The following is a 14,365-nucleotide window of genomic DNA, read 5'->3' as shown; positions in this document are numbered from 1 at the left end:
GGTGGGGGGTGGGAGCGGCGGGGGGGTTTGGGGGTGTGGTGGTGGCGGGGAGAGAGGGGTGTTTTTGTGTTTCGTCCGTGCCTCTCAACCACCCCCCGGGACGGCAGGGCCCCGGCCGCGATGAGGCCGACCGCCGTCTGCGCCCAGTGCAACGAGCGAGCCGCCTGGGCCAACGGCACGGTCGGCCCCAGCGCGCCGCTCCACCCCGGGAGAGCCTGGCGGAGCGCGTCAGCCCGGCCGGCCTGGGCGGAGCCCGGGACGACCAGCCGGGGCTGCTCGCTCTCCCAGTCGAGCAGGATGCCTGCGCCGAGGGCCGGCGGCAGGAGCACGTTCTCGTGGCGGCTGAGAACGGCGATCGCGACCGTTTCCGGGAGCCGCCAGCCGATGTTGGCGGCGTACTGGGCCATCGCCTCGAGGTTGGTCGGCTGGTCCGCCAGCAGCAGCCCCACCAGGCGGCACTGGCGGCGAAGCCGTTCGCCGGCGGCCAGGGACTCGTTGCCGAGCTGGTCCCGGGTCGCCTCACCGACGAGGGCTTCGATGTAGTCGAAACCGGCCTCGGCCAGCTCGTACATCGCAGCGGGCGGGATCCCCACTCCGTCCGCGATCTCGGTGAGCCGGCGCCAGGACACCCGTGCCCCGAAGCGGTAGACCGCGCGCATGAAGTCGAGCGCGGGCCCGGGCAGGGTCTCGCACCGGTTGAGGGAGGCGGCGACCTCGCGGAAGCGTACGGCGCCGTCCCCCGATATCTTCGGGCCGCCGGCCACCCGGACACTCTCGACGAAGGGGCCGAGGGCCAGTCTGATCCGGGTGAGGACGCCCGAGACGCCGTGGTCGTCGAAGATCTCCACGACCTGCGGGAACTGGGCGTGGATCTGCTGCATCACCTCGATCGAGAGCGTGGGGATCTCTGCGGAGGCGAGGCTGATGAACCGCTCGGTGTCGGCGGTGCTCACGGCGCTCCACAGGGAGGCCGACCGCGGTGCGGCGGCAACCGGAGCGGGATCGGTTCGTACGCTCATGCGGGCAGCCTCCCTGGGAGTCCGTCGGGATCAGCCGGTAAAGGAGACGAGCGGCACGTCGGGTTGGGCGGGAGCCGCGGTCGTGAAAGCGACCAGGGCGAGTACGGCGGCGATGGCGAGGAGTGCCCCCGTCGCGGCGGTGAGGACGACGGCGAGAACGGGGCGTCGGGTACGCATGGCTGCGGAATGTCCCTTTCGTGGGCCCCGAGCAAGCGGGGCGGAACGACAAGCGACACCATTCGCACCGGCCCGGTCCCGTGCCCGCACAGTTTTGCCCTGGCGTTGACAATCCGTCAAGGGGGGACCTACGGTTCCGCGCTCAGGGGATGTACACGGGACCTGCCTCACCTTCGGCAGCCGTTGGGGACCTTTCGTCGCACCACTGCCTTCACCACCGCACGGTCTGTGCCGACCCCAATCCCTTACGGAGCGTAATCATGCCCGTGCCCACAGGTCAGATCCTCGACCAGTCCGCGGGGGAACACCCCGAACCTCCCCCGGCGCCCCGGCGCCTGTCCCGCACCGGCCTGGTGCTGACCGCCGTCGCGGCCTTCCTCCTGGTAATGGCGCCGCTGCTGCACTGGTACGCGCTGCCGAACCTCCGCAAGACTCCGATCGACACCAACACCACCACCGTCTTCACCGGCAGTGGCACCGTCTTCGACACCAAGGCCGTCGCCGTGAGCCCGGTCCAGGACCTCACGCTCACCCGGCGAGTGGTGGGCAACGTCGCGCAGAGCGGACCGACCCGCGCAGTCATGGACATATCCACACAGATCGACACCGCCGCCACGCTCGAGCTCCGCGACCCGCGCAGGTCCGTCCAATGGACGGTGGAACGCTGGGTGACCGACCGCAGCACCAACCTGCCGCTGCACTCGCACGGCGAGAGCCCCTCCTTCTCCGGCGAGGCCTACCTGAAGTTCCCGTTCGGCCTGGCCAAGCGCCCGTACGTCTACTGGGACTCCACGCTGGGCGGCACTGTGACCCTTGACTTCCAGGGCTCCACGACCGTGAACGGCCGGCTCGGCTACCGCTACGGCGCCGTGCTCGCCCCGACCAAGGTCGGGACCCAGCAGGTCCCCGGCAAACTGCTCGGACTGGCCGACCGCAGTCAGGTCGTCGCCGACCGCTACTACGCGAACAGCGGGTTCAAAGTGGTTGTGGACCCGGTCACCGGCACCGTGATGGACGCCCGTACGCAGCCGCTGGTGACCCTGCGGACCTCGGCCGAGGGCCCTGACCTGCTGGCCCTGCTGCGGGCGGATCTCACCATGACGGCGGAGAGCCGGGACGGCCAGGTGCGGACCGCGCAGGCCGCCGCCCGCAAGCTGAACCTGGTGGGCACCACCGCCCCCGTCGCCGCCGGCGTCGCGGGCCTCGTCTGCCTGCTTGCGGCCGGCGTGCTGCTGCGCCGTCGCGCCTCGCAGTGACAACCGTCGCTCGCCGAAGTGATAGAGGATTCACCTAATTCCACGTGAACTCGACGGGAATTTAGCAATTTGGTGAGTAGTACCGGGCGGTAGCAACAGCACACACTGGCGGCGCGCGCCACCCGCGCGCCGCCAGACGCACATCCCCCGGTCCCTCCCGTGCGACTGCCCCACCGGCCGCCCCAGGCCACCCCCGGACACCCCCGGTCCCCTGCACGTCCCCGCGCATCCCTGCGTATCCCTGCGTATCCCTGCCCTCACTGCCTTGAGCACTGCCCCTCCCAGGAGCTCCCATGGCACATCAGATATCCCCGCACCCACCTCCGGCCACGACGGCCGTGCGACCGTCGCCGGAGGTCCCACGCCGGATCACCGTTCTCGCCTGGCGCGACCTGGCCAACCCCGCCGCCGGCGGTTCGGAACTGCTCGTCGACCGGCTGTCTTCCGGACTGGCCGATCGCGGGCACGAGGTCACTCTGCTCTGCGGAGGCCCGGAACCGTCCGTCGACCGCAACTACCGCGTGGTCTCCGCCGGCGGCACGTACGACCACTTCCTCCGCACGCCGGGCGCGTTCGGCCGCAGCGTCGGCGAGACCGACCTGCTGGTCGAGGTCTGCAACGGCGTCCCGTACCTGGCGCCGCTGTGGCACCGGGGACCGGTGATGTGCCTCGTCAACCACGTGCACACCGATCTCTGGGACCAGCGCCTGCCCGGACCGGTCGCCCGGGCCGGCCGGATGCTGGAACACCGCGCGCTGACCCGGACCCACCGCCGCAGCCTGATGGTCGCGGTGTCCCCGTCCACCGCCGAGGCGATGGTGCGGATCGGCGTACCGGCCGACCGCATCCATCTCGTTCCCAATGGGGTCGAGGCCCCCGCGCCGCTGCTCCCCGAATCCGACGAACCGCTGTTCACCGCCGTGGGCAGGCTGGTGGAGTACAAGCGGATCGACCTGCTGCTGCGTCTGTGGGAGCGGGTCCGCCCGATCACCGGCGGCAAGCTGGTGATCGTGGGCGACGGCCCGGAGCGGGACCGCTTGGAGGCGCAGGCCGGGCCCGATGTGGTCTTCGCCGGGCGGGTCGACGAAGCCGAGAAGCACCGGCTGCTCTGCCGGAGCTGGCTGCTGCTGCACCCCTCCTCCCTGGAGGGATGGGGCCTGGTGGTCACGGAGGCCGCCATCCGCGGCACGCCCGCGGTGGGTTTCGAGATTCCGGGCCTGCGGGACTCCGTCGTCCACGGCCGCACCGGCCTGCTCGCCCGGGCGGAGAGCGGGTTCGCCGCGGCCTGGTGCGCGCTGGCCCTGTCCGCCGAGCGGCGCGCCGCGATGGGTTCGGCGGCCCGCCGCCACGCGGAGCAGTTCACCTGGGGGCACAGCGTCGACCGCTTCCAGGCCGCTGCCGCCGAGGCCGTGGCCCTGCACGCCTCCGGGCGGGCCGGGGCCGGACGCACCATGGCCGAGCCCCCGGCCCCGACCACGGCGGAGCGCTCGTGAAAGACCCCTCTCTACGACGCTCCCTCGCGCTGTTCCGAGCGTTCCGCAGCGAGCAGAGCGACCCGGAGACGTTCTACTCGTTGCTGGCCGAGGACGCCGCCGACCAGGTCGAGCGGTACACACCCCTGGCCGGGGCCGTGGTGGCCGACGTCGGCGGCGCCGCCGGCCACTTCACCGAGGCGTTCCGGGCCCGCGGCGCGCACGCCTTCCTCTTCGAACCGGACCTTGCCGAGCTGCACGCGCGCGGTGGGCTCGCACCCGACCACGCTGTCGTCGCGGACGGGTACTGGCTACCGCTCAGCGACGGCGCCGCCGACGTCTGCTTCTCCTCCAACGTGCTGGAGCACGTGCCGGACCCGGAGACCTTCATCAGCGAAATGGTGCGTGTCACCCGCCCCGGCGGCCTGGTCTACGTCTCCTACACCAACTGGCTCTCCCCGTGGGGCGGCCACGAGACCTCGCCCTGGCACCTGCTCGGCGCCGACCGGGCCCGGCGCCGCTACCAGCGGCGCACCGGGCACAGTGCCAAGCACACCCTCGGCGAAAACCTCTACCGAGTGCACATCGGACCGGTGCTGCGTCACGTACGCGGGCGCGCCGATGTCGAGATCCTTTCCGCACGATCGCGCTACTGGCCGTTCCTGGCCGAGACCCTCGTCCGTATTCCAGGCCTGCGCGAGATCGCGTCCTGGAATCTTCTCCTGGTGATGCGGAGAACCTCCGAATGAGCGCCCCCACTCTGCAGCTCCCCGCCGCGCCGCCCTCGAGGCCGCGCCCCGAGCCCCGTACCGGCCGCCGCTGGCTCGCCGTCTTCTGGCTGCTGGTCCTGTCCGCCTTCCTGGCCGCCGCGCCCGGACGGATCGCCTTCGACACCAAACTCGCCGTCGCGCTCGACCCGGTGGGTTTCCTCGGCTCGCTCGGAACGCTCTGGCAGAGCGAGGGCAGCTTCGGCGGTCTGTCCAACCAGTACGTCGGCTACGCCTTCCCGATGCTGCCGTACTACCTGATCACCGATCTGCTCCAGCTGCCGGTCTGGCTGGCGGAGCGGCTGTGGCTGTCGCTGGTGGTGACCGCCGCTTTCTGGGGCGCTTTGCGGCTCGCCGAACGCCTCGGGTACGGCTCCCGGCCGAGCCGGCTGCTCGGCGCGGCCTGCTACGCGCTGTGGCCGGTGTTCACCATCGTGGTGGGCTCCACCTCCGCCGCCGCACTGCCCGGCGCGGTCCTGCCCTGGGTCCTGCTGCCGCTCACCCGCTTCGTCTCGGCGCGCGCCGCCGCACTGCGCTCCGCACTGGTCATCCCGCTCATGGGCGGCGTCAACGCGACCTCGGTCGCGGCCTCACTGCTGCCGGTCGGGCTCTACCTGCTCAGCCGGCCAGGGGGCAGCCGCAAGTGGCGCCTGATCGCCTGGTGGGTGCCCGGCGTGCTGCTCGCCACCGCCTGGTGGGCCGTGCCGCTGGTGCTGCTCAACTCCTACGGCGCCGACTTCCTGCGCTACATCGAGCAGGCGTCCACCACCACCGCCACCATGTCCGCAACCGAGCTGCTGCGCGGGGCCGGGAACTGGGTGGCCTACCTGCACTTCGGCTCGGCCTGGCTGCCCGCGGGCTGGGACGTCGCGGCGAACGTGCTGGTGATCGCCTGCTCCGCGCTCGCGGCAGCGCTCGGCCTGGCCGGGCTCGCCCGCCGCGACCTGCCCGAGCGGCGCTGGCTGCTGCTGGTCGTCGCCGCGGTCGCGCTGCTCACCCTCGCCGGGTACGGCGGCTCCCTCGGGGCGCCCTTCCACAGCACGGTGCAGCAGCTGCTCGACGGCGCGCTGGCGCCGCTGCGCAACATCTACAAGTTCCAGACCGGCCTCGCGCTGGCGCTGGCCCTGGGCCTGGCGCACCTGTGCGGCCGGCCGCTGCCCCGGGTGGCCGGCCGACCGCGGCTGGTCCCGGCTCTGGTCGCACTCGCGGTACTGCCCGGCCTCGCGCTCCCCTACCTGAACGGCAGCATCGTCCAGCCGGGCTCCTTCAAGGCGCTGCCCTCGCAGTGGAAGCAGACCGCCGCGTACCTGACCGCAAAGGCGTCCGACAGCCGGGCCCTGGTGGTCCCCGCCGACGCGCACGGCCTCTACACCTGGGGCTCGACCATCGACGAGCCGCTCGACGTGCTGGCGGACTCGCCATGGGCGCAGTACAACTTCGTGCCCTTCGGCCAGGCCGGCGAGCGACGCTACCTGGAGGCGATCCAGGAGGCTCTGGCGACGGGCACCCGGGTGCCGGGGCTCGGCGCCTTCCTGGAGCGGTCCGGGGTGCACCACCTGGTGGTCCGCAACGACCTCGACCCCGCGCAGGCCGGTTACATCCCGCCGCAGACGGTGCGCGCCACCCTGCTGGCCTCCGGCTACGAGCGGGTGACCGGCTTCGGCTCCCCTACGATTTCCGGACAGCTCCCGCCCGACACCCCGGTCCAGGTCCAGGGCCTGTACCGGCAGTACGACGCGGTGGAGATCTTCGCCCCCACCGGTGGTGACCCCGCACCCGGCCGGGTCACCACCCTCCCGGTCGCCGACACCGCGGTGGTCAGCGGCGGCACCGAGTCGCTGCTCCAGCTCTCCGCGAGCGGTACGGTGACGGACCGTCCGGTGATCCTCTCCGGCGACCCCCTGCCGGCCGGCACCAGCGCCGCGCTGCGGGCCACCGCCGACGGGCAGCGCCGGGGCGACACGCTCTTCGGCTTGGTCGACGGCAACAACTCGTACACCTACACGGCCACCGAGACCAACCCGGCGGACGCCGGCCAGGACCCCGGAGGCGCACCGAGGCAGATCCTGCCCTCGGGCCCGGCCGGTTCCACCGCCGAACAGACCACCTCGGTGATCGAAGGCGCCAAGTCGGTCACCGCCTCCTCCTACGGATCCTGGCTCTTCGCCCTGCCGCAGTACGACCCGGTCGGTGCCTTCGACGGGAACTCCGGCACGGCCTGGGCGGAGGGCAGCAGCGCGGACCCGGTGGGTCAGTGGCTGCGGATCGACTTCAACGGGTCGATGGACCTCCCCGCCACCCTCAAGGTCACCCCGCTGGCCGGGGGTTCCCTTCGGCCCACCGTCACCAAGCTGCGGATCACCACGGACCGCGGCTCGCAGGTGAGCGTGCTGCAGCCGCAGGCCGTCGCGCAGGACGTCAACGCCCCGGCAGGGCCCGCCGCATGGGTCAAGATCACCATCGAGGGCGCCGTCACCGCCAACACCGGCGTGGGCGGGGCCGGGTTCTCGGAGATCTCGATCCCGGGCATCAAGGCCACCCGCGTGCTGTCCCTCCCGACTGCTACGGCCGACACCTACTCGCTACACCGCACCCTCGACCTCGGCGGCTCCCAGTCGGGCAGCGTCGAGACCGGGCTCAACCGTCAACTCACCAGCGATGCGGGGGCCTTCACGGTCACCGGCAGCGCCGTCGCCCTCCCCGGCCCGGCGTTGGACTCCCTGTTGGACCAGGTCGCCCCCGGCCGGGCCGCCGGGCGGATCGGCGTCGAGGCCGACTCCACCGCCTCCGGCAGCCCACGCAATCTGCTCGACGGCGACCTCACCACCGCCTGGATCGCGGGCGGCAAGCCCACCGTCCGCCTCGCCTGGCAGGGCAGCCGCAGCATCGACCAGCTGGTGCTCGGTGCCGCCGGTGGTCTCTCCTCCCGGCCGACCCAAGTACAGCTCAGCACTCCGACCGACGCCGTGAGCGCGGGGGTGGACGCCAACGGTTTGGTCCGGTTCGCCCCGCTGACCACCGACCAGCTGACGATCACGGTCACCGCGACGGCTCCCGTCCTCCTCCACAACCCGCTCGCCGGGCAGAAACTCCAGCTGCCGGCGGGCCTGAGCGAGGTGCACGTCCCCGCCCTGGCCGACCTGATGATCCGCCAGGAGTCCCCGGACACCCGGGGCGCCGGTTTCGCTCTGCCCTGCGGCAAGGGCGGCCCGGTCGTCACCGTGGACGGAGTCGCCCACCAGACCTCCGTGTCGGGCACGGTCGCGTCCCTGCGGAACCGGCACGCGGTCACCGTGAAACTGTGCCCGGCCACCGGGCCCGCCCTGACGCTCGGCGAGGGCGAGCACCGGGTGTCCTCCTCCGACGACGGCGCACTGGCCGTCACCGACCTCACCCTCTCGGCCCGCGGCGCCGGCCCGGCCGCCGATCCCGGCGCGCGGCGGACGGTGGAAGTCCTGTCCTGGTCCGGGGACGAGCGCAGGGTACGGATCGGCGAAGGCGATGCCGCTTACGTCCAGGTACACGAGAACGCCAACTCCGGCTGGCGCGCGACCCTGAACGGCAAGCCGCTGCAGTCCGTCCGGCTCGACGGCTGGCAGCAGGGCTACGTGGTCCCGGCGGGCTCCGGCGGAACCGTACTTCTCTCCTATGCCCCCGCCGCCACGTACGACGTCGGGCTCGTCCTCGGCGCCCTCGCCCTCCTGGTGCTCGCCGGGATGGTCGTGGTGCCGGCGCTCCGGCGTCGTAGCGGGCGGCCCGACAGCCCCGGCGCGCAGGACTGGGACGCGTCCGACGCCCCCCGGTGGCTGCTGGGCACGGTCTTCCCGCTGCTGGTCCTCGGTATCGTCGGTGGTCCGCTCGCACTGCTGGCGCTGCCGCTGGTCCTGATCGCGTTCCGGTGGCCGAACCTGCTGCCGTACGTCGCCGGGGCGGCCATGGCCGGCGCCGGTCTGGTCGCGGCCCTCGCACCCCCGAGCGGGGCATTCTCCCCGACCGCCCAGGTGCTCGCGCTGCTGGCAGTCGCCGCCGCGCTGGTCACTGCGGGCGGCCGGGTCAGCGTGCCCCGGCACCGGTCCGAGGCTCCGTGATCCGCCCGTCCTTCGCCGCCCCTGCCGCCCGGACCCCGTCCGGGCGACAGGGGCGCGTCCCCTTCCCCGCGATGGACGAGTACTCGCGCCACCTGCTGCAGGAGCACCTGGACGCGGACACCGTCCACGTCGAGGCCCACCTCCCCGGCACCGTCGACGTCGAGCGGCTCCGGGCCGCCTTCACCCGGACCCTGGCCGACCACCCCACGCTCCAGGTGCGACAGTGCGACTCCCACTGGTGGCAACGGCGCTACCACTGGGAGCCGGCACCGATCGGCCCCACCGCCGTGGCCGCCACCGCCGACCTGGGCACCACCCGCCACCGCGCCCTCACCGAACCGCCCCCGCTGGCGGCCGGCCCACCACTGCGGCTGGAGACCGCACCCACACCCGGTGGCGGCACCGCCCTGCTCCTGACGGCGGCGCACACCCTCGCGGACGCCGGAACCTGTCTTCGGCTGCTCTGCGACCTCGCCGACCACTACTCCGGCACCCCGGGCGGGGGGCGCTCGGCCGGTTCGGCCGGTTCGGCCGCTTCGGCCGGGGAACGCTCCGCCGGTGCGATCAGCAACCTGAAGAGCCCCGACGGCTCGGTCGAGCACACTGGTGACACCACCACCGGTGAGAGCGGGCAGCGCTCCGCGGGTTCGGCCGACGTCTCCGCGGCAGCCGCCGGCCGTGGTGGCCGCCCCGTGCGGATCGCGCCCGCCGCAAACCCCTCTCCCGGCACGGGTGTCCACCTCAGCGTGCTCCCACTCCCCCGGACCGGCTCCGGCCGACCCCGCCCGACCGTCAACGACCTGCTCTTGACGGCGGTTCAGCTGACCTTGGCCGAATGGAACCACCGGCACAACCACCCCACCGGCCCGATCCACCTGTCGATGCCGATCGACGATCGCCCGTACGGGCCACTCGCCCCCGGCGCCCCCATGGGCAACCACAACCACCTGGCAACCATCCGAACCAGTACGCCCGCCCCCGACGCCGGTGCCGGTGCCGCCACGCTGCTGGGCCGGATCAGCGCGCAGACCCGCGCCGCCAAGGCCGCCCCCGTCACCAGCGGCGGCCTCGTCGCCGGTCTGGTCAGCACCCCCTGGCTGCCCCTCGGCGCCAAGGCCCCGCTGACCCGGGCTCTGCGCCGCGTCGCCGCACCCTGGACGTCCACCGCCCTGGTCAGCAACCTCGGCCGGGTCACCCACCCGCTCGACTTCGGCCCCGCCGGCCCGCCCGACGCACTGTGGTTCTCGGCACCCGTGCGGATGCCCCGCGGGCTCTCCGTCAGCGCCCTCACCCTCGACGGCCGCCTCCACCTCGCCGTCCGCCACTGCCACCAGCTGCTCGACCGGACCGCCGCCGCCGAGCTCGCCCGGCGCTGCGCCGAGAACCTTGACGCACTGGCGCAGGAAGGAAGCCGCCGATGATCATCGGCGTCGCGGTCGCCCTGCTCGCCAACGCCCTCTACAGCGCGGGCTTCGTCCTCGAGAAGCGCGCGCTGGCCGCCCTCCCCGCGCTGGACCCCCGCCGCCCGCTGCACCTGCTCCGGGCCCTGGCCTCCAGCCCCGGCTGGCTGCTGGGCTTCACCGTGCTGGGCCTGGGCTTCGGTGCCCAGCTGAAGGTCTATCAACTGCTCCCGATCGCCGCCGCCCAGGGGGTGTTCCTCTCCGGGACGGTGCTCCTGATCGCCCTCTCCGCCGTCGCCCTGGGTGAGCGCCCGGGCCGCCGGGAACTCCTCGCGACCGGCGTCATCCTGCTCGCCCTGCTCGCCGTCATCGGCTCGCTAGGCGACGGCGGAGCCGACGGGAACCAGGTGGGAGCCGCGGCACCCGTCCTGCCCCTGCTAGCCGTCTGCCTCCCCTGCCTCGCCTTCGGACTCTCGCTGTTCCTCGCCTCGCTGCGCCGGGCCGGACGCCGGCACCGCCGCAGCAGCTCCGGCGTACCGTACGGCGTCGCCCTCGGGCTGCTGTACGGGGTGAGCTCACTCGCCATCAAGGGCACCTCGGCCGTGCTCGCCGACCGACCGGTGACGACGGCCCTGCCCGAGCTCCTGCGCGGACCGCACCCCTGGCTGCTCGTCGCCACCGGAGCAGCCGGTCTCGCCCTGTCCCAGACCGCGCTCCAACGCCACCGCGCCTCCGTGATCGTCCCGGTCACCACCACCGTGTCCAGCATCTTCACCGTCATCGCCGGCACCGTGGTCTTCGACGAACAACTCCCCACCGACCCAATCCGGCTGGCGCTGCGCCTCGGCGGCACCGCACTCGCCGTCCTCGTCCTGCTCGCGCTTCCGCGCCACGAGGAACCGTCACCCGCACCGACCCGTCAAGGAGAACCCCGCCGTGCAACAACCCACTGAGCCCGACCCTCGCCTCCTCCCCCTCCTCGCCTGCCCCGTGGACAAGGGTCCGCTCGTCCACGTCGCCGAAGAAGAACTCCTCTACAACCCCCGTCTACGGCGCGGCTACCCGATCCGCGACAACCTCCCCTACCTGCGCCCGCTCGACGCCCTCACCCTCGACAGCGTCCGGCACCAGGAGCTCCTCTCCAGAATCGAGAAGCGCGTGCCTCCCGCCTCGTGAGGGGCACCCCACTCAGAGCGACAGGTTGAGGACGCCCGGGCCGCCCCCCTGAGCCCGTCACGGGCGGGGTGGGATCGTTTCTCCCCGCCACCTGCCCGGGGGGAACTCTTTAGGACTCCTCCTGGAGCGAAGGTTCGAGTACACCAGCCGTCTCATTCCACGGCGCCGTGCGTGACCTCTCGCCGAGTATGGGACCTGTCATGGCAGCTCACTCGTTCCTGTTCTCCTCGGTTCTCCTTCTTCCTTTCGCTTCGGCTTCCGCGTCCGCAAGAGGAGTGACGCGGGCTGCCTCCTTTGCCGTCATGGCGACAGTGCTGGCAGCCGCAGGACACCATCTGGTCTTCGCCGGCACGTCCTCGGCAAACGCATGTCTGATCGCCGTACTGGGACTCTTCGCCGCGGCCTTGACTCGAGCCGGAAGGCCGGGCTCGTTGAGTACCGACCTGAGCGCCATGACCGCCGCACAGGCAGCCACCTGCTGGTGGTTCACTCATCTCAGCGATGCCCCTGAGTCCGCGTCGGCCTCTTCCCACAACGGCCCGTGGGGCATGTCCTACCTCGCCATGACGCTCGCCATCGGCTGGGCACTGCGCGCCGCCGACACCGCCTGCTCGCGGATGGTGAGCGCGGTGCAGGAGGAGCTGGGCTGCTTGGCCGTACGTCTGCGCGCTCTGTTCGTCCCCTGGACCGCCCAAGGAGCCGAGCAGGGCCCACGGCCGGTCGTCGAGCCGCGAAGCAGCCCAAGGGGCGCATGCCCTCCTGAAGTCCTCCTGGCCGACGCGGTGGTGCGCCGTGGCCCGCCTCGGGGTCCTCGCCCGTGGCTGCCGAGGCTTCGGCAGTCGTGAGGCCGTAGGCGCCCACGTATCGCGGCTCCCCTTCACCGTCGAGCAGGTTCTGCAAAGGGGAGGAGGAAACCGTCCCCCGGCTCGCCGACGACGCCGGGGCATGCCTGTGCGCCCGTTGTCCTCGGCCCGGCCGGCAGCCCCACTCCTCGTGTGGTGGCAGACCGGTCACGGCCCCGTGAGCAGTCCGAGCAGCAGGAGCCGAAATGACCACCCGACGCATCGACGTGATTCATCCTGCCGACATGAGCCCGGCAGACGTAGAGCTGTGGGGCGAACTGCGGGCCAGGACGGCACCCCTGGCCAATCCCTTCATGAGCCCGGAGTTCTGCCAGGCGGTCGGCCGTGTCCGGCCGGGTACCAGGGTTGCGGTCGTACGCCAGGACGGCGAGCCCGCCGGCTTCTTCCCCTTCGAGCGCGCACGGTGGGGCCGCGGCCGCGCGGTCGGCCTCGGCGTCTCCGACTGCCAGGGCGCCGTCCTGCACCCCGACCTGCACGTGGATCCGCACGAGCTGCTGCGTGCCAGTTCCCTGGCCGTCTGGGGGTTCAACCACCTCGAAAGCGGCCAGGACCTGTTCCTCCCCTTCGCGACGGGGCGGTTCGCCTCGCCCGTCATCGACCTCACCAGCGGCTACGCCCACTACGAGGAGCTGCTCCGCACGCGCTCCCGCAAGTTCCTCAAATCCACGCTGGCACAGGACCGCCGCCTGGCACGTCAAGCCGGGCCTCTGAAGTTCGTGTTCGACGAACGAAACCCGGCGGCCCTGCGGACGCTGATGGCGTGGAAATCTGCCCAGTACCGCCGAACAGGCCGACGCGACCGGTTCGCGCAGGACTGGATCAGCAACCTGGTGCGCAACCTCGCCGACACCAGCACACCCGCCTGCTCGGGCGTGCTCTCGGTGCTCTACGCAGGTGACAGGCCCGTCGCCGCACACTTCGGAATGCGCTCACGCACCGTCCTGTCCTACTGGTTCCCCGCTTACGACCGGAGCTTCGCCACGTTCTCCCCGGGTCTCGTTCTCCATCTCCGCCTGATCGAGGCCGCCGCTGCCGCCGGCATCGAACTGCTCGACCTCGGCAGGGGTGACGCCGCCTACAAGGACTCCCTCAAGACACGAGAGCTCGTGGTGCACGAGGGTGCCGTCCTACGGCCCAGGCCCGGTGCGGCTCTCCACTGGCTCAGCCGCGAACCGTCACGTGCCCTCCGCCGCTTCGTGAGAGGGCGCCCTCGGCTCAAGGCCGCAGCCGTACACACCCTGGAGGCAATCGGCGAGGTCCGCGGCGGCCGCCGCCCCTGAGCTTGCCCTGTCCTCGCCGAGTTCAGGGGGCCGATCCGTCGAAGGAGTAGATGCGGCCACCGGGGAGGAGGGATGCGGGGAGTCCGGTCAGGTCGGGGTCCTCGTGGACCACCTTCCAGGCGACCGCGTACGGCCCGTCGGCGTCGAAGGGGCCGTGTCCCGTCGCCGCGTGAACCAGTACGGCTCCCAGCGCGAAGACGTCCGCCGCCGGACCCGCGTCGCGGCCGCTCTGGAACTGCTCCGGCGCCATGTACGGCGGCGTTCCCAGGAGTTCCCCGGTCTGGGTGAGCGCGGTGGCGTCGGGGACCCGTGAGATGCCGAAGTCGATGACGCGCGGGCCGTCCTCGGCGAGCAGGATGTTGCCCGGCTTGAAGTCCCGGTGGACGAGCCCGACCCGGTGGATGTCGCGCAACGCTTCCGCGAGGCCCGAGCCGAGCTGCCAGACGGCGTCCGCGGTGAGCGGGCCGGATGCGGCGACCCGGTCGGCGAGGCTGGGGCCGGCCACGTACGGGGTGGCCATCCACGGCACCGGCCCCGTGGTGTCGGCGTCGACCACCGGGGCGGTGAAGGCCCCGCTGACCTGACGGGCAGCTGCCACCTCGCGCGCGAAGCGCTCGCGGAACCCGGGACGATCCGCCAGCTCCTCGCGAATCACCTTCACGGCCACCGCACGGCCCGACGGCGAGTGCGCCAGGTACACCTCGCCCATGCCGCCGGCGCCCAGCAGCCCGGCCACCTCGTAGTGCCCGAGCACGCGCACGCCCGGCTCGGATCCCTTGTTCTCGACACCCACCGGTTCCCCCACCGTCGACCTGGTCGCGGCACACCCTGGTGAACGGCCCACCGCGGGAGAGACCTGCGGGCGGC

12 protein-coding genes are annotated in these 14,365 nt (G+C 72.4%); 8 read left to right on the top strand and 4 right to left on the bottom strand.

The window, feature by feature from the left end:
- A partial coding sequence (locus tag ACFWBW_RS17300) for a PucR family transcriptional regulator (protein WP_385373252.1) occupies positions 1-1,019 on the bottom strand: 1,019 nt, incomplete at its 3' end.
- A 30-nt stretch (positions 1,020-1,049) separates the two neighbouring features.
- Positions 1,050-1,196, bottom strand: coding sequence for a hypothetical protein (locus tag ACFWBW_RS17295; protein WP_385373250.1), 147 nt, complete (start codon positions 1,194-1,196; stop codon positions 1,050-1,052).
- 260 nt (positions 1,197-1,456) lie between these two features.
- Between ACFWBW_RS17295 and ACFWBW_RS17290 the strand changes: the two genes are divergently transcribed.
- The 7 genes from ACFWBW_RS17290 (at position 1,457) to ACFWBW_RS17260 (ending at position 11,355) form a co-directional block, all read left to right on the top strand.
- Positions 1,457-2,452 carry a DUF3068 domain-containing protein gene (locus ACFWBW_RS17290; RefSeq protein ID WP_385373248.1) on the top strand — a complete coding sequence of 332 codons (996 nt, stop codon included), beginning with the start codon at positions 1,457-1,459 and terminating at the stop codon, positions 2,450-2,452.
- Positions 2,453-2,745: 293 nt separating this feature from the next.
- Positions 2,746-3,945: a glycosyltransferase family 4 protein gene (locus ACFWBW_RS17285; protein ID WP_385373246.1), complete on the top strand. Its 1,200-nt coding sequence runs from the start codon at positions 2,746-2,748 to the stop codon at positions 3,943-3,945.
- A complete protein-coding gene (locus ACFWBW_RS17280) occupies positions 3,942-4,673 on the top strand; it encodes a class I SAM-dependent methyltransferase (RefSeq protein WP_385373244.1) in 732 nt (243 codons plus the stop codon). Before ACFWBW_RS17285 ends, ACFWBW_RS17280 begins: the two co-directional genes overlap by 4 nt.
- Positions 4,670-8,779 carry an alpha-(1->3)-arabinofuranosyltransferase family protein gene (locus ACFWBW_RS17275; RefSeq protein WP_385373242.1) on the top strand — a complete coding sequence of 1,370 codons (4,110 nt, stop codon included), beginning with the start codon at positions 4,670-4,672 and terminating at the stop codon, positions 8,777-8,779. Before ACFWBW_RS17280 ends, ACFWBW_RS17275 begins: the two co-directional genes overlap by 4 nt.
- A gap of 71 nt (positions 8,780-8,850) precedes the next feature.
- Positions 8,851-10,200 carry a condensation protein gene (locus ACFWBW_RS17270; protein WP_385373240.1) on the top strand — a complete coding sequence of 450 codons (1,350 nt, stop codon included), beginning with the start codon at positions 8,851-8,853 and terminating at the stop codon, positions 10,198-10,200.
- The gene (locus tag ACFWBW_RS17265; RefSeq protein ID WP_385373238.1) at positions 10,197-11,132 is read left to right on the top strand and encodes a hypothetical protein; all 936 of its coding nucleotides are present in this window, start codon (positions 10,197-10,199) and stop codon (positions 11,130-11,132) included. Before ACFWBW_RS17270 ends, ACFWBW_RS17265 begins: the two co-directional genes overlap by 4 nt.
- On the top strand, positions 11,116-11,355 hold the full coding sequence (locus tag ACFWBW_RS17260; protein ID WP_385373237.1) for a Trm112 family protein: 240 nt from the start codon (positions 11,116-11,118) through the stop codon (positions 11,353-11,355). The genes ACFWBW_RS17265 and ACFWBW_RS17260 overlap by 17 nt, the downstream gene beginning before the upstream one ends.
- A gap of 208 nt (positions 11,356-11,563) precedes the next feature.
- Here the strand turns inward: ACFWBW_RS17260 and ACFWBW_RS17255 are convergent, their stop codons facing one another.
- Positions 11,564-11,845 carry a hypothetical protein gene (locus ACFWBW_RS17255; RefSeq protein WP_385373235.1) on the bottom strand — a complete coding sequence of 94 codons (282 nt, stop codon included), beginning with the start codon at positions 11,843-11,845 and terminating at the stop codon, positions 11,564-11,566.
- Between the two features lie 558 nt (positions 11,846-12,403).
- Between ACFWBW_RS17255 and ACFWBW_RS17250 the strand changes: the two genes are divergently transcribed.
- On the top strand, positions 12,404-13,498 hold the full coding sequence (locus ACFWBW_RS17250) for a GNAT family N-acetyltransferase (protein WP_385373233.1): 1,095 nt from the start codon (positions 12,404-12,406) through the stop codon (positions 13,496-13,498).
- 22 nt (positions 13,499-13,520) lie between these two features.
- Here ACFWBW_RS17250 and ACFWBW_RS17245 read toward each other — a convergent pair whose 3' ends face one another.
- Positions 13,521-14,291 (bottom strand): serine/threonine-protein kinase, encoded by a 771-nt coding sequence (locus ACFWBW_RS17245; protein ID WP_385373231.1) that lies wholly within the window; start codon positions 14,289-14,291, stop codon positions 13,521-13,523.
- Positions 14,292-14,365: the final 74 nt, after the last annotated feature.

Origin of the sequence: Streptomyces sp. NPDC059957 (assembly GCF_042730015.1) — a bacterium.
Lineage (GTDB): Bacteria > Actinomycetota > Actinomycetes > Streptomycetales > Streptomycetaceae > Streptomyces.
This window is presented reverse-complemented; position numbering and strand designations above follow the sequence as displayed.

Bases quoted from the DNA above. Each gene is read 5' to 3' on its own strand.
- ACFWBW_RS17295 (WP_385373250.1), bottom strand. From the start codon at position 1,196: ATGCGTACCCGACGCCCCGTTCTCGCCGTCGTCCTCACCGCCGCGACG.
- ACFWBW_RS17290 (WP_385373248.1), top strand. From the start codon at position 1,457: ATGCCCGTGCCCACAGGTCAGATCCTCGACCAGTCCGCGGGGGAACAC.
- ACFWBW_RS17285 (WP_385373246.1), top strand. From the start codon at position 2,746: ATGGCACATCAGATATCCCCGCACCCACCTCCGGCCACGACGGCCGTG.
- ACFWBW_RS17275 (WP_385373242.1), top strand. From the start codon at position 4,670: ATGAGCGCCCCCACTCTGCAGCTCCCCGCCGCGCCGCCCTCGAGGCCG.
- ACFWBW_RS17270 (WP_385373240.1), top strand. From the start codon at position 8,851: ATGGACGAGTACTCGCGCCACCTGCTGCAGGAGCACCTGGACGCGGAC.
- ACFWBW_RS17265 (WP_385373238.1), top strand. From the start codon at position 10,197: ATGATCATCGGCGTCGCGGTCGCCCTGCTCGCCAACGCCCTCTACAGC.
- ACFWBW_RS17250 (WP_385373233.1), top strand. From the start codon at position 12,404: ATGACCACCCGACGCATCGACGTGATTCATCCTGCCGACATGAGCCCG.